This window comes from Amycolatopsis stemonae, from assembly GCF_054781455.1.
Genome location: NZ_BAAGUJ010000005.1, coordinates 541,887 through 557,083, shown reverse-complemented (window position 1 = coordinate 557,083; position 15,197 = coordinate 541,887). Strand labels below are relative to the sequence as shown.

Below are 15,197 nucleotides of genomic sequence, written 5' to 3'. Positions count from 1 at the left end.
GTCAGATCAGGTTCGCGCGCTTGTAGAACCACAGCGACGGCTTGGTGAGCAGCCCCGCGGAGTGCAGGAACTCCATCAGCCCGCTGCAGCTGGAGCGCAGCATCGACTTGTGGTGCTCGTTGGCCTTCGCCTCGCGGCGCCCGCGCTTGCCGTCGAGCCCCGCGTTCTCGTAGACCTTGCCGTTCACCATGCTGGTGACGATGAAGTACGACGCGATCGCGACCACGAGCGCGTTGACCTGCCGCCGCACCCAGCCCGCGCCTTCGAGCCGCTCGCGGGTCTCCTCGCGGGCGAACTTCATGTGGCGCGACTCCTCGACCACGTGGATGTTGTTGATGGTGCGCACGAACGGGACGACGCGATCGTCGCGCATCCAGTCACGCTGCATGACGTCGAGGACCTCTTCGGCGACGAGGATCGCCGCGTAGGCGGCCTCCCCGGTCGCGGTGGCCTTGAAGACGCGGCCGAGCTCGACGACGAACCGGCGCGGCCGGTAGGCGGGCGCGCGCAGCTTGGCGGCGCCGCGGGCGAACATGATCGAGTGCCGGCACTCGTCGGCGATCTCGGTCAGCGCCCACTGGAACGCCGGGTCGGTCGGGTCCTTCGCGTAGAAGTCCCGCAGCACCATCTGCTGCAGGATCATCTCGAACCAGATCCCGGTGCTGGCCACCGACGCCGCCTCCTGGCGGGTCAGCTCGCGCTGCTGCTCCGGCGTCATCTCGGCCCAGTAGGACGTGCCGTAGAGCGAGCTCCACTCCGGGCTCGCGCCGTGGTAGTCCGTGTCGAGCGGCGTCTCCCAGTCGACTTCCTTGACCGGGTCGTAGGAGAGCAGCTCCGACGACTCCAGCAGCCGGCGCGCGGTCGTCTCGCGGTCCGTCGCCGCCTCGCGTTCGCTGATGCTGGTCATCGCCGACCTCCTCGTCAGGTGTTACCCGAGTTCACTGTTACCAACCGTAACACATATCGGTTCGAGTGCACACCCGTCGCCTACCGGCGCGGCGCAGGCCATCGTCCCGGCGTGAACCGCTAAAGTTTCGGTGTACAGTTGTTCACTCGTTCGCGTCGATCGGCAGGAACCGGTGCCCTCACGCAGTCACACCCCCGCCCGGTCCGGGCCGTTCGGCTCCGGGCTGCTCGGGCCCCTCGACCAGGACGCCACCGTATTGCGCCGCCGTGTCCAGCGCCTGCTGACCGCCACCCTGATCGCCACGAACGTCATCGGCGCGCTGGTCGTGGCCGGCCTGGCCGCGCTGCTGATGCCGGCGCCGGGCATGTCCGGCGAGCTCGTGCGGGTCACGGCGATCGCGGTCCCGGTCTACGTCGTCGCGGCTGTCGTCGTCGGCACGCTGTGGGGCACCCGCGGGGCGCTGCGGACGCTGCGCTGGGCGGCCGAGGGCCGGGCCCCGACCGACGCCGAACGCGCCGCCAGCCTGCGCGTCCCGCTGCGCCTGACGCTCATGCAGGCCGTCCTGTGGGGCCTGGCGACGCTGGTGTTCGCGGCGATCGCCGTGCTCCGGCAGCCCGCCGTCGCGCTGACCGTGTTCCTCGTCGTCGCGTTCGCGAGCGTCGTGGTGTGCGCGATCGCCTACCTCTTCGGCGAGTTCGCCCTGCGGCCCTACGCGGCGCGGGCCCTGGCCGGGGCCGCGCCGCCGCGCCCGCTCAGCGGCGGCGTCAACCTGCGGATGCTGCTGTTCTGGTGCCTGGGCACCGGGGTGCCGGTGGCCGGGCTGGTCGTCACCGCGGCGCTGGCCTGGGTGCGCGGCGACGTCTCAACGACGAAGCTCGCCGTGTCGGTGATCGCGCTCGGCCTGGTCGTGCTGTGCTTCGGGCTGCTGGTCACGGTGTTCACCGCCCGCGCCGTGGTCAGCCCGATCTCCTCGGTCCGGCACGCGCTGAGCCGCGTGCGGGCCGGGGACTTCGCCGTCGAGATCCCCGTCTACGACGGCACCGAGCTCGGCCTGCTGCAGGCCGGGTTCAACGACATGACGGCCGGGCTCGCCGAGCGCGAGCGGATGCGCGACCTGTTCGGCCGCCACGTCGGCCGTGAGGTGGCGGTCGAGGCCATGCGCTCGTCCGCGGAGCTCGGTGGCTCGGTGCGCACGGTGTCGGTGCTGTTCGTCGACCTCGTCGGGTCGACGGCGCTGGCCGCGAGCCGCCCGCCCGAGGAGGTCGTCGGCCTGCTCAACCGGTTCTTCGCCGTGGTCGTCGACGAGGTCGACCGGCACCAGGGGCTGGTCAACAAGTTCATCGGCGACGCCGCCCTGGCCGTCTTCGGGGCGCCCGCGGAGCTGGCGGACCACGCGACGTGCGCGCTCGCCGCGGGCCGGGCGATCGCCCGGCGGCTGGCGCTCGAGGTGCCGGACGGGCCGGCCGGCATCGGCGTCGCGACCGGCGACGCGGTCGCGGGGAACGTCGGCGACCCGCGCCGGTTCGAGTACACCGTGATCGGTGACCCGGTCAACGAGGCCGCCCGGCTGACCGAGCTGGCGAAGAACGCCCCCCGCCGGCTCCTCGCGTCGTGGACGGCGGTCGAAGCCGCGGCCGCGGAAGAAGCCGGGCGGTGGACCGCGACCGAGGACGTCACGTTGCGCGGCCGCAGCCGCCCGACGACCCTGGCGGCCCCCCGCTAGAGCCGCGGGTCGACGTGGATCTTCGGGGCGGGCCCGGCGTCGTGCGTCCCGGCGAGCACGGCGCCGACCTCGTCGAGCCCGACGGTCGCCGCGACGAGCGGCCGCGGGTCGACGGCCCCGGTGGCGTAGGCGGCGATCGTGTCGGCCAGCCCCGGCGACGCGGACAGCACGCCGACGGCGGTGGCGTCCTTCATCACCAGTGCCCGGGTGTCGAGCAGGCTGGGCCGGCTGGACAGTCCGATGTAGACGACACGGCCCGCCGGTTCCACCAGCTCGGCCGCGAGGGCGGGCAGTTCGACCGCGCCCGAAGCGTCGACGACCGCGTCGAAGGCCCGATCCGGCAAGGTCTCGCGGGTCCACACGTGCGCGAAGCCGAGTTCGCGGGCGAAGACGTCGCCCTCCCGGCCCATGAGGTGCACTTCGGCGCCCGCCGCGCGCAGGAACATCGCCGAAAGCAGCCCGATCGCGCCCGGCCCCAGCACCAGCGCGCGGTCACCCTCGCCGGCACCAGCGGCCCGCGCCGCCCGCAGCGCGTTCCCGCCCGGCTCGACGAGCGCGCCGAGCACGGCGTCGACCGAGTCCGGCAGGGGGTGCAACGACCACGCGGGCACGGCGAGCTTCTCGGCCAGCGCCCCGGCCCGCCCGCCGCGGATCCCGACCTCCTGGCGGTTTTCGCAGGTGTGCTGGTGGCCGCGCCGGCACCGGCGGCACGTCCGGTCGCCGAGCATGGTGTCCCCCATGACGCGGCGGCCGAGCCAGGCCGGGTCCACGCCGTCGCCCACGGCCGAGACGGTGCCGGCCCACTCGTGCCCGAGCCGCATCGGGTAGGCGGCGTGCCCCTGGTGGAGGTAGGCCATCTCGCCGGTGAAGAACTCGACGTCGGTGCCGCAGACCCCGGCCCGGTCGACGTCGACGACGACCTCGCCCGGGGCGGGCTCGGGCACCGGCACCTCGAGCACTTCACCCCGCCGCGGGCCGGTGAGCACGAAGGCACGCATGGTCGAAGACATGGCTGAATGCTCGCACGCCCGGCCCGGTGACCGGCCGCGCGTGACCTGCTGCCGGTCCCCTAGGACCAGGGCGTGACCGGCCGGGGCCGGCGCTCGCCGTCCACGACGACGTCGGCGCGTTCGGTGAGGAAGGCGATGTACCCGGCGATCTCGCGCGCGTCGGACAGGGGCTCGTCGTAGGTCCAGGCCAGGTCTTGCTGCCCGCCCACCGACCAGTACGTCGCGTGGCCCTTGTAGGCGCAGGTGGTGCGCGTGTCCGACGGGGTGAGCAGGTCCATCCGGACGTCTTCGCGCGGCAGGTAGTAGCGCGGCGTGATGCCGGTTTCGAAGAGCACGCGGGACGCCGTCGAGTCGGCCACGACCACGCCGTCCACCTCGATCCGCACCCGGCTGTCGCTGCGCCGGATGTCGATGCGCGAGAACGGGTCCCGCGGGTGGCCGACGATCGGCTCGGCCTCCTCGAGCCACGCGTCGAAGGCGCCGAAGTCGAGGACGACGTGGTCGCCCAGGTCGGGATCGGCGGGCCGGAAGCCGGCGCCCGGCAGGGTCACGCCGTCCGCGGCCAGGGTCAGCGGCTCGCCCTCGCAGGTGTGCACGGCGAAGGCGGTCCGCGGGTCGAGGACCGGCGGGCCGCCCTCGGCCAGCCGCACCGGGTGTTCCGGCGCCCCTTCGCCGTCCGCGGCGGTCAGGGTCGCTCGCAGGTCGGGCTCCGGCACCGCGTAGGAGGGCACCACCCGCTTCGGCTCCCAGACCAGCACGGCCCGCCGCGAGTCGGCGAACGTCCGTCCACCCGCGACCGCCCGGACCCGTTTTGCCACCGGTTCGTACCGCAGCCGGGCCAGGTCCCCGGTGAACCGCGCTCCCATGCGTGTCGCCATGGGTCCACGATCCGCCCCGGCGGGCGCCGCGGTCAACGGCCGGGCCGAGCCGGTTCGCGCAGCGCTGTCTCGTCGAGGTCACCCACCCCCGTACCGCCGAGCGCCGCGGTCAACGGTTGGCCGGGCCGAGCCGGGTCGCGCAACGCCCTCACACCGAGTTCACCGCCCACACTCGACGACCGGACAGGCCGAGCCAGACACCCGCCCGCCGAGGTCGCCAACACCAGCCTCGGTCAACGACCGGCCGGCCGAGCCAAACCCTCATAGCCGCACAACACCCACCCGCCGAGATCGCCAACCCCCGCCCGGTCAACGACCGGCCGGGCCGAGCCAGGTCGTCATCGCCTCGTGCAACACCCACCCGCCAAGGTCGCCAACCCCCGCCCGGTCAACGACCGGCCGGGCCGAGCCAGGTCGTCATCGCCTCGTGCAACGCCGTCTCGTCGAGATCGCCGACTCCTGCCCAGGCCACGTAGCCGTCCGGACGGATCAATGCCGCCAGCGGCTGGTCCGGGAATGCCAGCGGGCGTGCCGTCTCGGCCCGCGCGCGGGTCCCCCACTCCGCAGCGACGGCCGAAGCGCCCACCCCTGCGTCGAGCACCACCGCGCGGGCGTCGCGGAAGCGGGTCGCCAGGGTCGTTCCGTCGTCGAGGGCCAGGTCCGGCACCCGGTGGCCGATCAGGGGGAACTCGCCCGGGAGGTCGTAGTGCTGCCAGCCGCCGCTGATGCTCGAGACCACGTGGGTCGCGCCGTCCGGGGTGTCGAGGAGGTCGGCCACCACCGCGCGCAGGGCCTCCGCCCGCGGGCCGCGCGGGGTGCTCAGCGCCGTCTGCGCCAGGCTCCACCGCTGCACCCACGCGCCGATCGGGTGCCGCTCCGGCGTGTAGGTGTCCAAAAGGGACTCCGGCGCGAGACCCCGTGCGACGAGCGCCAGCTTCCAGCCGAGGTTGACCGCGTCGCCGAGGCCGAGGTTCAGCCCCTGCCCGCCGGCCGGCGAGTGCACGTGGGCCGCGTCGCCGCACAGCAGCACCCGGCCCGCCCGGTACGTCTCGGCCTGCCGGGTCGTGTCCGCGTAGCGCGTGCCGACGTGGACGCGCGTGACCGCGACGTCCGTGCCGCTGACCCGCCGCAGGCTCGCCTGGACCTCCTCGGCGGTGACCGGCGCGTCCCGGTCTTCGGCCACGGCGTACTCGACCGTGTGCACCCGGGGCGGGCCGTCGCCCTCGCCCCAGCCGCCGACGACGTACGAGCCGTGCTCCCCGTGTTGCCAGTCCCCGGCGACGAGCTTCCCCGGGTCGTCGAGGTCCACCACGGCCTGCCGTCCGGTGAAGACGGGATCCACGCCCGGAAAGGCGATCCCGGCCAGCCGGCGCACGGTGCTGCGCCCGCCGTCGGCACCCACCAGCCAGCCGGCGCGGCCCTCGCCCTGTCCGGTGTGGACAGTCACGCCTTCGTCGTCGGCGTCGAACCCCGTCAGCGCGACGCCGCGGCGCACCTCGGCCCCGCTCCACGACCGGAAGATCTCCTCCAGGTCAGCCTGGCTGATCACCCCCGCGCCGAAGAACTCCTCGCCCGGACCCGGTGGCTTGAGCCGGGCGGCGCGGATGCCGATCCCCGCGAAGTGCCCGGCGAACACGTCCCCCACCGGCGCGCCGGGCGGCGGCAGCGTGTCCGGGCCGACCCACATCACCGCCGCCCGCTCGACGGCGGGCAGCAGGCCGCGCAGGTGCAGTGCGTGCACCGAAGGCGTGTTCAGCGACCGCGCACCCATCGAGCCGAACCGCGAGCGCGGCGTTTCCGCCTCCCGCTCCAGGACCAGCACCCGGGCCCCGCCCAGCCGAAGCTCACCGGCCAGCAGCAGGCCCACCGGGCCGCCCCCGGCCACCACGACGTCGAAGTCCATCTCCCCCACCCCATCGAAACCCGGGCACAGCGTGCTCAGTAACACCACGGTAGCGAACTGGGTACAGTGTTCGCAATACCGAAGGAGGTGAGCGGTGCCGGCGAACGACCAGCCGCCGCTCTGGCTGCGTCCCGAGCACGGCACCCGCGGCCCGAAGCCCGCCCGCACCCGGCGAGACGTCGCCCTCGCCGCGATCCGGATCGCCGACGCCGAGGGCCTCGACGCCGTCTCGATGCGGCGAGTCGCGGCCGAACTCGGCGCCGGGACGACCTCCCTCTACCGCTACGTGTCCAAAAAGGACGAAGTGCTGGAGCTGATGGGCGACGAGGTCATGGGCGAGCTGCGCGGCACCGCCCTGCCCGCCGGCTGGCGGGACGGGCTGCGCGCGATCGCCCGCCTGCTGCGGGACGTCGCGCTGCGGCACCCGTGGTTCCCCGCGGTGCTCGCCGGCCGCGCGATCCACGGACCGCACAGCCTGCACTGGCGCGAGCTGACGCTTTCGGCGTTCGACGACGTCGACCTGGACACCGACGAGATGCTCGCCGCGCTCGGCACGCTCTCGGCGTTCGTCCTCGGGCACGTGCTGGGCGAGCTGGCCGACCAGGAGGCGGCGCGCCGCTCGGGGCTGAGCCACGACCAGTGGATGGAACGCGAAGGCGAATACGGTCCGATGATCGTGGACAGCGGGTTCTACCCGCGCTTCACCCGCGTGATGGTCGAGGCCGAGCTGCCGCACGCCGCCGACCGGCTGGACCGGGGCTTCGAAGCCGGGCTGGAGCGGGTGCTGGCCGGGATCGCCACCCACCTGCCGTCGTGATCAGGACCGCCCGGTGAGGAGGTCGAACGCGAGGCGGCGGTGCGTCGCGAACAGCTCGAGCGCCGCGTCCCGGTCACCCGCGCGCAGGGCGTCGGCGAGCTGCCGGTGTTCGGCGGGGATCGCGGCCAGGTAGCCGTCGGTCTCGACGCCGATCCGGGTCAGCAGGAACAGGTGCACCTGCGACCGGATCGCCGCCCAGGCCTCCCGCAGGCGGCGGTGGCCGGCCGCGGCGTAGACGGCGTCGTGGAAGTCGAGGTCGCAGCGCACCATCTCGTGCTCGTCGGCCGCCCGTTCCATGCGCCGCACCACCGCGTCCACCGCCGCCAGGTCGGGCGCGCGGTCCACCACCAGGCCGACGGCGAGCTGCTCCAGGGCCGCGCGCAGGCTGTCCAGCTCGGCGACGTCCTCGTCGGACAGGGCGGTGACCGTGGTGCCCCGGTGCCATTCGCCGCGGACGAGACCTTCGCGCTCCAGCTTGAACAGTGCCTCCCGCACCGGCCCGCGACTGACGCCGAGCGCTTCCGCCAGCTCGACTTCGCGCAGCTGGCTGCCGGGCGCGTAGCCCCCGTCGAAGATCGCGTCCCGGATGCGGTCGGCGACCTCGTCGGCCAGTCCCCGGCGCCGCGCCGGAGCCACTTGCCTGTTCATGTCGCAATGTTAACATCAAGACATGATCAGGCCTCGCTTCCACCTCGCCATGCCCGTCGACGACCTGGCCGCCGCCCGCGCCTTCTACGGCGGGACCCTCGGCCTCGAGCAGGGCCGCAGCGCCGAGACCTGGATCGACTGGAACCTGCACGGCCACCAGTTCGTGACGCACCTGGCGCCGGGCGGGCGCGAGCGCGTCCACAACCCGGTCGACGGCCACGACGTGCCGGTGCCGCACTTCGGCCTGATCCTCACGGTCGAGGAGTTCAAGTCCCTCGCCGACCGCCTGCGCGCGGCGGGGACGAAGTTCGTGATCGAGCCGTACGTGCGCTTCGAAGGCCAGGCCGGCGAGCAGTGGACGATGTTCCTGCTCGACCCGGCCGGGAACGCCCTGGAGTTCAAGGCGTTCGCCGACGACTCACAGGTGTTCGCGGTCTGAGGCGTCCGGCGCGCGCAGCGAGCCCGGGTGCGCCTTCGCGGCCGGGTCGCGCCGCGTCTTGACCAGGCTGGCGACCGTCACGACGGCCAGGACGCCGAGGATCACCGCCAGGCTGACCGGCGTCGCGATCTCCGGGACGCGCGCGTCGACGTCGACGTGCGCCCAGTGCAGGATCAGCTTGACGCCGATGAACGCGAGGATCACCGCGAGCCCGGCGGAGAGGTAGACGAGCCGGTCGAGCAGGCCCTTGACCAGGAAGTACAGCGCCCGCAGGCCGAGCAGCGCGAACGCGTTCGCGGCGAAGACGACGTACGGCTCGTCCGTGACGCCGAAGACCGCCGGGATCGAGTCCAGCGCGAACAGCAGGTCGACGCCGCCGATCGCGACCAGCACCACGACCAGCGGCGTCACCATGCGGCGGCCGCCGGTGCGGGTGAGCAGCCGGCCGCCGTCGTAGGCGTCGGAGACCGGCAGGAGCCGCCGGGCCGTCCGGACGATCACGTTGTGCTCGATGTCGGGGTCGGCGTCGCGGTGCCGGAACAGCTGCACGCCGGTGTAGATCAGCAGCAGCCCGAAGAGCAGGAACATGAACGAGAACAGCGCGAGGAGCGTCGCGCCGAGGGCGATGAACGCCGCCCGCATGACCAGCGCGAGGACGATCCCGAAGGTGAGCACCTTGTGCTGGTGCTCCTCCGGGACGGCGAACGTCGTCATGATGATCACGAACACGAAAAGGTTGTCGACCGACAGGCTCTTCTCGACGATGTAGCCGGCGAAGTACTCGGTGCCGAGCTCACCGCCGTGGGCCAGCGTCAGCCAGACGCCGAACGCCACCGCGACCAGGATGTAGCCCACCGACCACGCGACGGCCTCGCCGAACCCGACCCGGTGCGGCCGCAGCGCGGCGACCACGAGGTCGAGCGCGAGCAACGCCAGGACGACGCCGATCGTGACCAGCCAGGTGCCGACACCCATCCCCGTCCCCCGCTCCCCGGTCCTTGCCGCGATCGTAAGGGGCGGAACGCGAACCCGCACCAGGAGTCCACAGTGGACTCTTCAGCCGAGGTGCGCGGCGGCCAGCCGGGTGTGCGGGTCGAGCCGGATGCCGCCCGCGCGCAGGGTGTCGTCGACGATCCCCCACACCCAGCGGGCCAGCAGCGCGGCCAGTTCGGCGCGTTCGACGCCGCGCGGGCTCTCCAGCCAGCGCGACGTGCTCGACTCGACCAGGCCGACGAGCCCGAACGCGACCGCTTCGCCCACGCGGGTGTCCACTCCGAACAGCGCGAGGTAGTGCTCGAAGACGATCGCGAGCTGACGGGCGATGGCGGTTTTGCCGTCGGCGAAGACGTCCCGGGAGCCGGACATCGCGTGCTTGGTCAGGTAGCGGTAGAACGCGCCGTGCTCGGCCAGCCAGCGGGTGTGCGCGCCGATCGCCGTGCGGATCAGCTCCATCGGGGTGCCGCCGGGGTGCCACAGGGGCGCGAACTCGGCGGTGATCAGCTCGGCGACCCGGGCGGCGATCGCCTCCTGGAGGTCGGCGGCGTCGTCGAAGTGCCGGTAGAGGCGCGTGCGGGCCACTCCGGCTTCGTCGGCGATCTGCTCGGTGGAGACTTCGGGCCCGTGCCGGGCGATCGCGCGCAGCCCCGCTTCCACGAACTCGCGGCGACGGCGGTCGCGCTGGCCGGCCCACCGCGCGGCGCGGCCGTCGGGTCGTCGCGGGGTGTCCGTCGACGTCATCGGCTGGAGTGTACCGGCGGACCCCTATGGCGTACACTGCCGTACCTCTTACTTTGGGTGCCGGCTGGTCGCGGAGAGTACCGATGGGAACTGTCGCCGAGGAACTGTCGGACGCCGAGCTGCTCGCCGCCCTTCGCGCGGGCGAGCTCGACGCGTGCGGCGCCTTGTACCGGCGGCACGCCGGGCCCCTGCGGCGGACGGCCGCGGCGTGGGCGAGGCAGCCCGCCGAGCGCGACGACCTGGTGGCCGAGACGTTCGCCCGGGTGCTGGCCGTGGTGCGCGCGGGTGGCGGCCCGGACGGCGACCTCCGGCCCTACCTCGTCGTGACGATGCGCAACCTCGTCTCGCGGTGGAGCCGGCAGCGCAGCCGCGTCGAACTGTGCGAGACGGTCCCCGAGACGTCCTCGAGCGGCGCCGAGGAACTGGCCCTGCACCGGTCGAACGAGAACCTCGTCTGGACGGCCTACTGCACCCTGCCCGGCCGGTGGCGCACGGTGCTCTGGCGGACCGAAGCCGAAGGCGACTCGCCGACGGAAGCCGCGCCGCTGCTGGGGTTGACGCCCAACAGCGTGTCGGCGCTGGCGATGCGCGCGCGGGAGGGACTGCGGCAGGCCTACCTGCAGGTCCAGGTGCCCGACGCCGAGCAGCCGGTCTGCCGCGAGCCGCGCCGGCGGTTGGGGGCGTGGGTCCGGGGCGGGCTGTCACCGCGCCGGGCGAGCGTCGTCGCCGACCACATCGCCGGCTGCGGCTCCTGCCGGACCGTCGTGAGCGGCTTGGACGAGGCGAACCGCGAGCTGCCCGGATCGGCGGTCCGCCTCACCGGGTAGGTGCGCCGAGGTTGCCCCGCCCCCGGTGCGCGGGGTTACCGTGGGGGCCCGGCCCAGGAGGTGGCGGTGGACGAAGGAGTCTGCGCGGTCCGGCCCGGCACCGACGTGGCCGGGCACGCCCGCCTGCTCGCGGGCATCCACGACGCCGTCCTGGCCGGGCGCGCGCCCCGGATCGCGCCGCGCCGGCTGGTCGAACGGTCCTGGCGGCGCGTCGCCGCGCAGGGTGTCGATCCCGACCGGCCGCCCGCGCCCGATCCCGTCGGGGCCGCCGAAGTCGAACGGCGGCGGACCGTCTGCCGCCTCAACGAAGTGCTCCCCGAACTGCGCGGCGCGCTGACGTCGGTCGCCGAGGACGCCCACCACCTGATGGTCGTCACCGACGCCGACGGGGTCGTCCTCTGGCGCGAAGGGGCGCGCGGGGTGCGGCACCGCGCCGACTCGCTCGGCTTCACCGAGGGCGCGACCTGGTCGGAGCCCGCGATCGGCAGCAACGCCATCGGGACGGCGCTGGCCGAGGCCGCGCCCGTCCAGATGTTCGCCGCCGAGCACTTCGTGCGCTCGCACCACGCCTGGGCCTGCACCGCCTACCCCGTGCACGACCCGCGGACCGGCGAGCTGCTCGGGATCGTGGACGTCAGCGGGCCGGCCGAGACCGTCCACCCGATGACCGTCGCCCTGGTCGGGACGTCGGTGCGGCTGGCCGAAGCCGTGCTGCACCAGCGGCACGAGGCGCGGCTCGAAGGCCTCCGGCAGCTGTCGGGGCACGTGCTCGGCGGCGGGCCCGGGCTCGTCGTCGACGACCACGGGTGGGTCGCGGCGCAGAGCGGCGTCTCCGGGATCGACCGGGTGGCCGCGCCCCGGCACGGGATGCCGGTCGCGGTCCGCGGGATCGGGGCGTGCGAACCCGAACCGGTGCCCGGCGGCTGGCTGCTGCGCCCGGCCGGCGGCGAGACCTTGAAGCTCACGCTCGCCTTCGACCCGCCGCGCGCGATCGTCGAAGGCTCCGCGCAGTGGACGCACCCGCTCGGCCGGCGGCAGGCCGAGCTGCTGCGGCTGATCGCGACGGCCGGGCGGGCCGGGGTGTCGGCCGCACAGCTGTCGGAGACGCTCTACGGCGACCGGACGCACCTGGTGACCGTGCGCGCGGAGCTGTCGCGGCTGCGCAAGCTCGTCGGCGGCCTGCTGCTGGCCCGCCCGTACCGGATCGCCCCCGGCGTCGACGTCGTGCTGTTGCAACCTTAGGGCAACCCTTACGCCGGCCCGGGCCGGCGCGGTTGGCTGCCCTGAACGCGCCGCCGACGACGACGGTGCCCGAGACGGGGAGGTCCGCTCATGACCCAGACCCTCGAACCGGCCGCGACCCTCGGCGCCCGGCAGCGCGTCGACGGCTGGCTCGCCGACTTCGAGGCCGCGCTCGCGGCCCGTGACGCCGACCGGGCCGCGGCCCTCTTCGCCACGACGTCGTTCTGGCGGGACCTGGTCGCGTTCACCTGGAACCTCAAGACCGTCGAAAACCGGGACGGCGTCAAGGACCTGCTGCTGGCCACGATGGACAGCGCCGACGCGACCGGGTTCCACGCCACCGAAGAACCCACCGAGTCCGACGGCGTCGTCGAGGCGTGGATCGGGTTCGAAACGGCGGCCGGGCGCGGCCGCGGGCACCTGCGGCTCACCGACGAAGGCGCGTTCACGTTCCTCACGACGCTCTACGAGCTGAAGGGCCACGAGGAACCGCAAGGCACGCTTCGGCCGAAGGGCGCGGAGCACGGCGTCAACCGCGAGCGCGTCACCTGGTCCGAAGCGCGGCAAGCGGAGGCCGCCGAGCTGGGCACGGCGCGGCAGCCGTACGTCGTCGTCATCGGCGGCGGGCAGGGCGGGATCGCCCTGGGGGCCCGGCTGCGCCAGCTGGGCGTGCCGCACGTGGTCGTCGACCGGTACGCCCGGCCGGGCGACCAGTGGCGCGGCCGGTACAAATCGCTGTGCCTGCACGACCCCGTCTGGTACGACCACCTGCCCTACCTCGACTTCCCGCGCAACTGGCCGGTGTTCGCGCCGAAGGACAAGATCGCCGACTGGCTCGAGATGTACACGAAGGTCATGGAGGTGACCTACTGGTCGTCGACGACCTGCAAGAGCGCCGCCTACGACGAGGAAACCCAGGAGTGGACGGTCGTCCTCGACCGCGACGGCGAAGAAGTCGTCCTCAAGCCGAAGCAGCTCGTGCTGGCGACCGGCATGTCGGGCAAGCCGAACGTTCCCGTGCTGCCCGGGCAGGAGCGCTTCCGCGGCGAGCAGCACCACAGCTCCCGGCACCCCGGGCCGGACGCCTACCGCGGCAAGAAGGCCGTGATCATCGGCTCCAACAACTCGGCGTTCGACATCTGCGGCGCGCTGTGGGAGGCCGGCGCCGACGTCACGATGGTCCAGCGCAGCTCGACGCACATCGTGAAGTCCGACTCGCTGATGGACCTCGGCCTGGGCGACCTGTACTCCGAGCGCGCACTGGCCGCCGGCATGACGACGCAGAAGGCGGACCTGACCTTCGCTTCGCTCCCCTACCGGATCATGCACACCTTCCAGCAGCCGGTGTACGCCGCGATCAAGGAGCGTGACCAGGAGTTCTACGACCGCCTCGAAGCGGCGGGCTTCCGGCACGACTGGGGCGACGACGACTCCGGGCTGTTCATGAAGTACCTGCGCCGCGGCTCGGGCTACTACATCGACGTCGGCGCGGCGGACCTGGTGGCCGACGGCGAGGTCAAGCTCGCGCACGGCCAGGTCGCGTCGCTGACCGAGACGTCCGTGGTGCTGGAGGACGGCACCGAGCTGGAAGCCGACCTGGTCGTCTACGCGACGGGCTACGGCTCGATGAACGGCTGGGCCGCCGACCTGATCAGCCAGGAGGTCGCGGACAAGGTCGGCAAGGTCTGGGGCCTGGGCTCGGACACCACGAAGGACCCGGGCCCGTGGGAGGGCGAGCAGCGGAACATGTGGAAGCCCACCCGGCAGGACGGGCTGTGGTTCCACGGCGGCAACCTGCACCAGTCGCGCCACTACTCGCTTTACCTCGCGCTGCAGCTGAAAGCCCGGGCGGAGGGCATCCCGACGCCGGTGTACGGCCTGCAGGAACGCCATCACCTGAGCTGACCGGAGGGGGGTGCCGTCCGGGCGGACGGCACCCCCGCCGGGTCAGCCGGTCACCGGGGTCAGCAGGACCGCGTAGTCCGGGGTCCGCTGCGTCGTGGTGCCGTTCTTGAGGTGCGCGGTCGCGGCGATCTGGCCGGCGTCGTTGATCGCCCAGGCCGCGGTGATCGTGACGCCGGCGTTCGCCGGGATCAGCCGGTCCAGATCGGTCCGGACGCCGCCGGAGTACACCCAGCCGTCGCGGCCGTCGCCGACGACCGTGCCGGCGGAGTTGACGGCGAACGCCGTGCCGGAGGTGCTGCCGCCCAGGTCCGGCCACAGGTCGGTGACCTGGCCGTGCGCGAACAGCACCGGGTGGCGCGGGGCGAACTCGTCGCCGTTGAACCCGGCGGCCCCCACCGCGATCCCGGCGGCGTTCATGGCGTGCGCTTCCGACCACGTGCTGCCGGCCAGGCTGCCCAGCGGGACGACGGTGCCGGTGCGCCAGGCGACGGCCTCGGCGTGGTGGGTGTCGGTGGTCGCGGACGCGACGCCCAGCACCTGGCCGTCCTGCGTGATGCCGAAGGCCTCGGCCACCTGCCCGCCGGGCAGGTCCGGCAGGATCGTGGTGGAACCGTTCTGGTAGAGCCAGGCCTTGCCCGTGTCGAGGCCGCTGCCCGCGATCTGGCCGGCGTCGTTGATCGCCACGGCGTGGATCTCCTCGTCGCCGGGGAGGGGGATGTCCAGGTCGGCCGGCACGCCGCCGTGCCAGACGACCGCGTCCTGCCGGATCGGGAAGTTCAGGTACGCGGTGCCGACGACGGTATCGCTGTCGTTGAGGCCGAACGCTTCGGTCGCGGTGGCCAGGTCCGGGTCGGTGGTGTCCAGGCCCGGCAGGCTGGTGAGCTGCGCCGGGCCGGTGCCGAGGTAGGCCGTTTGGCCGCTGCCGCGGAAGGTGCCCAGGCCGGCGGTGTGGCCGGCCGCGTTGATGCCGAACGGCGCGTTGCCGAACGGGAGGTTCTTCGAGCCGATGAAGGTGACGGTGTAGTGGACGGGTCCGGCCGCCTGCGCCGGGGGTGCCAGCGCGACGGCGGCCGCGAGCGCGACCGGTGCGGTGATCAGGCCCAGCGCCCGGGTGATTCTCGGTGCCACGTTCGAACTCCTGCTCTGTCGGAGACTCGAGGA

14 protein-coding genes are annotated in these 15,197 nt (G+C 73.5%); 6 read left to right on the top strand and 8 right to left on the bottom strand.

Features of this window, described 5'->3' with window-relative positions:
• Position 1 precedes the first annotated feature (1 nt).
• Positions 2-907 carry an AurF N-oxygenase family protein gene (locus ACYVLJ_RS22030; protein WP_460440092.1) on the bottom strand — a complete coding sequence of 302 codons (906 nt, stop codon included), beginning with the start codon at positions 905-907 and terminating at the stop codon, positions 2-4.
• Positions 908-1,079: 172 nt separating this feature from the next.
• Between ACYVLJ_RS22030 and ACYVLJ_RS22025 the strand changes: the two genes are divergently transcribed.
• The gene (locus ACYVLJ_RS22025; RefSeq protein WP_460440091.1) at positions 1,080-2,630 is read left to right on the top strand and encodes an adenylate/guanylate cyclase domain-containing protein; all 1,551 of its coding nucleotides are present in this window, start codon (positions 1,080-1,082) and stop codon (positions 2,628-2,630) included.
• Here the strand turns inward: ACYVLJ_RS22025 and ACYVLJ_RS22020 are convergent.
• The 3 genes from ACYVLJ_RS22020 to ACYVLJ_RS22010 form a co-directional block, all read right to left on the bottom strand.
• Complete coding sequence (locus tag ACYVLJ_RS22020) at positions 2,627-3,640, bottom strand: zinc-dependent alcohol dehydrogenase (protein WP_460440090.1); 1,014 nt, start codon at positions 3,638-3,640, stop codon at positions 2,627-2,629. The genes ACYVLJ_RS22025 and ACYVLJ_RS22020 overlap by 4 nt on opposite strands.
• A 59-nt stretch (positions 3,641-3,699) precedes the next feature.
• Complete coding sequence (locus ACYVLJ_RS22015; RefSeq protein WP_460440089.1) at positions 3,700-4,518, bottom strand: DUF427 domain-containing protein; 819 nt, start codon at positions 4,516-4,518, stop codon at positions 3,700-3,702.
• A 388-nt stretch (positions 4,519-4,906) separates the two neighbouring features.
• Complete coding sequence (locus ACYVLJ_RS22010) at positions 4,907-6,421, bottom strand: FAD-dependent monooxygenase (protein ID WP_460440088.1); 1,515 nt, start codon at positions 6,419-6,421, stop codon at positions 4,907-4,909.
• A gap of 94 nt (positions 6,422-6,515) precedes the next feature.
• Here ACYVLJ_RS22010 and ACYVLJ_RS22005 point away from each other — a divergent pair, with 94 nt between their 5' ends.
• A complete protein-coding gene (locus ACYVLJ_RS22005; protein ID WP_460440087.1) occupies positions 6,516-7,238 on the top strand; it encodes a TetR/AcrR family transcriptional regulator in 723 nt (240 codons plus the stop codon).
• Here ACYVLJ_RS22005 and ACYVLJ_RS22000 read toward each other — a convergent pair whose 3' ends face one another.
• Positions 7,239-7,886 (bottom strand): GntR family transcriptional regulator, encoded by a 648-nt coding sequence (locus ACYVLJ_RS22000; RefSeq protein WP_460440086.1) that lies wholly within the window; start codon positions 7,884-7,886, stop codon positions 7,239-7,241. It abuts the gene before it with no gap.
• A gap of 22 nt (positions 7,887-7,908) precedes the next feature.
• Here ACYVLJ_RS22000 and ACYVLJ_RS21995 point away from each other — a divergent pair, with 22 nt between their 5' ends.
• A complete protein-coding gene (locus ACYVLJ_RS21995) occupies positions 7,909-8,325 on the top strand; it encodes a VOC family protein (RefSeq protein ID WP_460440085.1) in 417 nt (138 codons plus the stop codon).
• Here the strand turns inward: ACYVLJ_RS21995 and ACYVLJ_RS21990 are convergent.
• Together ACYVLJ_RS21990 and ACYVLJ_RS21985 are read right to left on the bottom strand one after the other, a co-directional pair.
• Positions 8,305-9,300, bottom strand: a complete 996-nt coding sequence (locus ACYVLJ_RS21990; protein WP_460440084.1) for a TerC family protein — start codon at positions 9,298-9,300, stop codon at positions 8,305-8,307. The genes ACYVLJ_RS21995 and ACYVLJ_RS21990 overlap by 21 nt on opposite strands.
• 81 nt (positions 9,301-9,381) lie before the next feature.
• Positions 9,382-10,062 (bottom strand): TetR/AcrR family transcriptional regulator, encoded by a 681-nt coding sequence (locus ACYVLJ_RS21985; protein WP_460440083.1) that lies wholly within the window; start codon positions 10,060-10,062, stop codon positions 9,382-9,384.
• 83 nt (positions 10,063-10,145) lie between these two features.
• Between ACYVLJ_RS21985 and ACYVLJ_RS21980 the strand changes: the two genes are divergently transcribed.
• The 3 genes from ACYVLJ_RS21980 to ACYVLJ_RS21970 all read left to right on the top strand — a co-directional run bounded on the left by ACYVLJ_RS21980 (position 10,146) and on the right by ACYVLJ_RS21970 (position 14,036).
• A complete protein-coding gene (locus tag ACYVLJ_RS21980; protein ID WP_451981357.1) occupies positions 10,146-10,889 on the top strand; it encodes a sigma-70 family RNA polymerase sigma factor in 744 nt (247 codons plus the stop codon).
• A gap of 66 nt (positions 10,890-10,955) precedes the next feature.
• Positions 10,956-12,131, top strand: coding sequence for a sigma-54-dependent transcriptional regulator family protein (locus tag ACYVLJ_RS21975; protein ID WP_460440082.1), 1,176 nt, complete (start codon positions 10,956-10,958; stop codon positions 12,129-12,131).
• Between the two features lie 90 nt (positions 12,132-12,221).
• A complete protein-coding gene (locus ACYVLJ_RS21970) occupies positions 12,222-14,036 on the top strand; it encodes a flavin-containing monooxygenase (protein WP_460440081.1) in 1,815 nt (604 codons plus the stop codon).
• A gap of 42 nt (positions 14,037-14,078) precedes the next feature.
• Here the strand turns inward: ACYVLJ_RS21970 and ACYVLJ_RS21965 are convergent, their stop codons facing one another.
• Entirely contained in the window at positions 14,079-15,164 is a 1,086-nt protein-coding gene (locus tag ACYVLJ_RS21965; protein WP_460440080.1) for a hypothetical protein, read from the bottom strand.
• Between the last annotated feature and the right edge of the window lie 33 nt (positions 15,165-15,197).

Coding starts and splice junctions, on each gene's coding strand:
- ACYVLJ_RS22030 (WP_460440092.1), bottom strand. CDS start 907: ATGACCAGCATCAGCGAACGCGAGGCGGCGACGGACCGCGAGACGACC.
- ACYVLJ_RS22020 (WP_460440090.1), bottom strand. CDS start 3,640: ATGTCTTCGACCATGCGTGCCTTCGTGCTCACCGGCCCGCGGCGGGGT.
- ACYVLJ_RS22015 (WP_460440089.1), bottom strand. CDS start 4,518: ATGGCGACACGCATGGGAGCGCGGTTCACCGGGGACCTGGCCCGGCTG.
- ACYVLJ_RS22010 (WP_460440088.1), bottom strand. CDS start 6,421: ATGGACTTCGACGTCGTGGTGGCCGGGGGCGGCCCGGTGGGCCTGCTG.
- ACYVLJ_RS22000 (WP_460440086.1), bottom strand. CDS start 7,886: ATGAACAGGCAAGTGGCTCCGGCGCGGCGCCGGGGACTGGCCGACGAG.
- ACYVLJ_RS21995 (WP_460440085.1), top strand. CDS start 7,909: ATGATCAGGCCTCGCTTCCACCTCGCCATGCCCGTCGACGACCTGGCC.
- ACYVLJ_RS21990 (WP_460440084.1), bottom strand. CDS start 9,300: ATGGGTGTCGGCACCTGGCTGGTCACGATCGGCGTCGTCCTGGCGTTG.
- ACYVLJ_RS21985 (WP_460440083.1), bottom strand. CDS start 10,062: ATGACGTCGACGGACACCCCGCGACGACCCGACGGCCGCGCCGCGCGG.
- ACYVLJ_RS21980 (WP_451981357.1), top strand. CDS start 10,146: ATGGGAACTGTCGCCGAGGAACTGTCGGACGCCGAGCTGCTCGCCGCC.
- ACYVLJ_RS21970 (WP_460440081.1), top strand. CDS start 12,222: ATGACCCAGACCCTCGAACCGGCCGCGACCCTCGGCGCCCGGCAGCGC.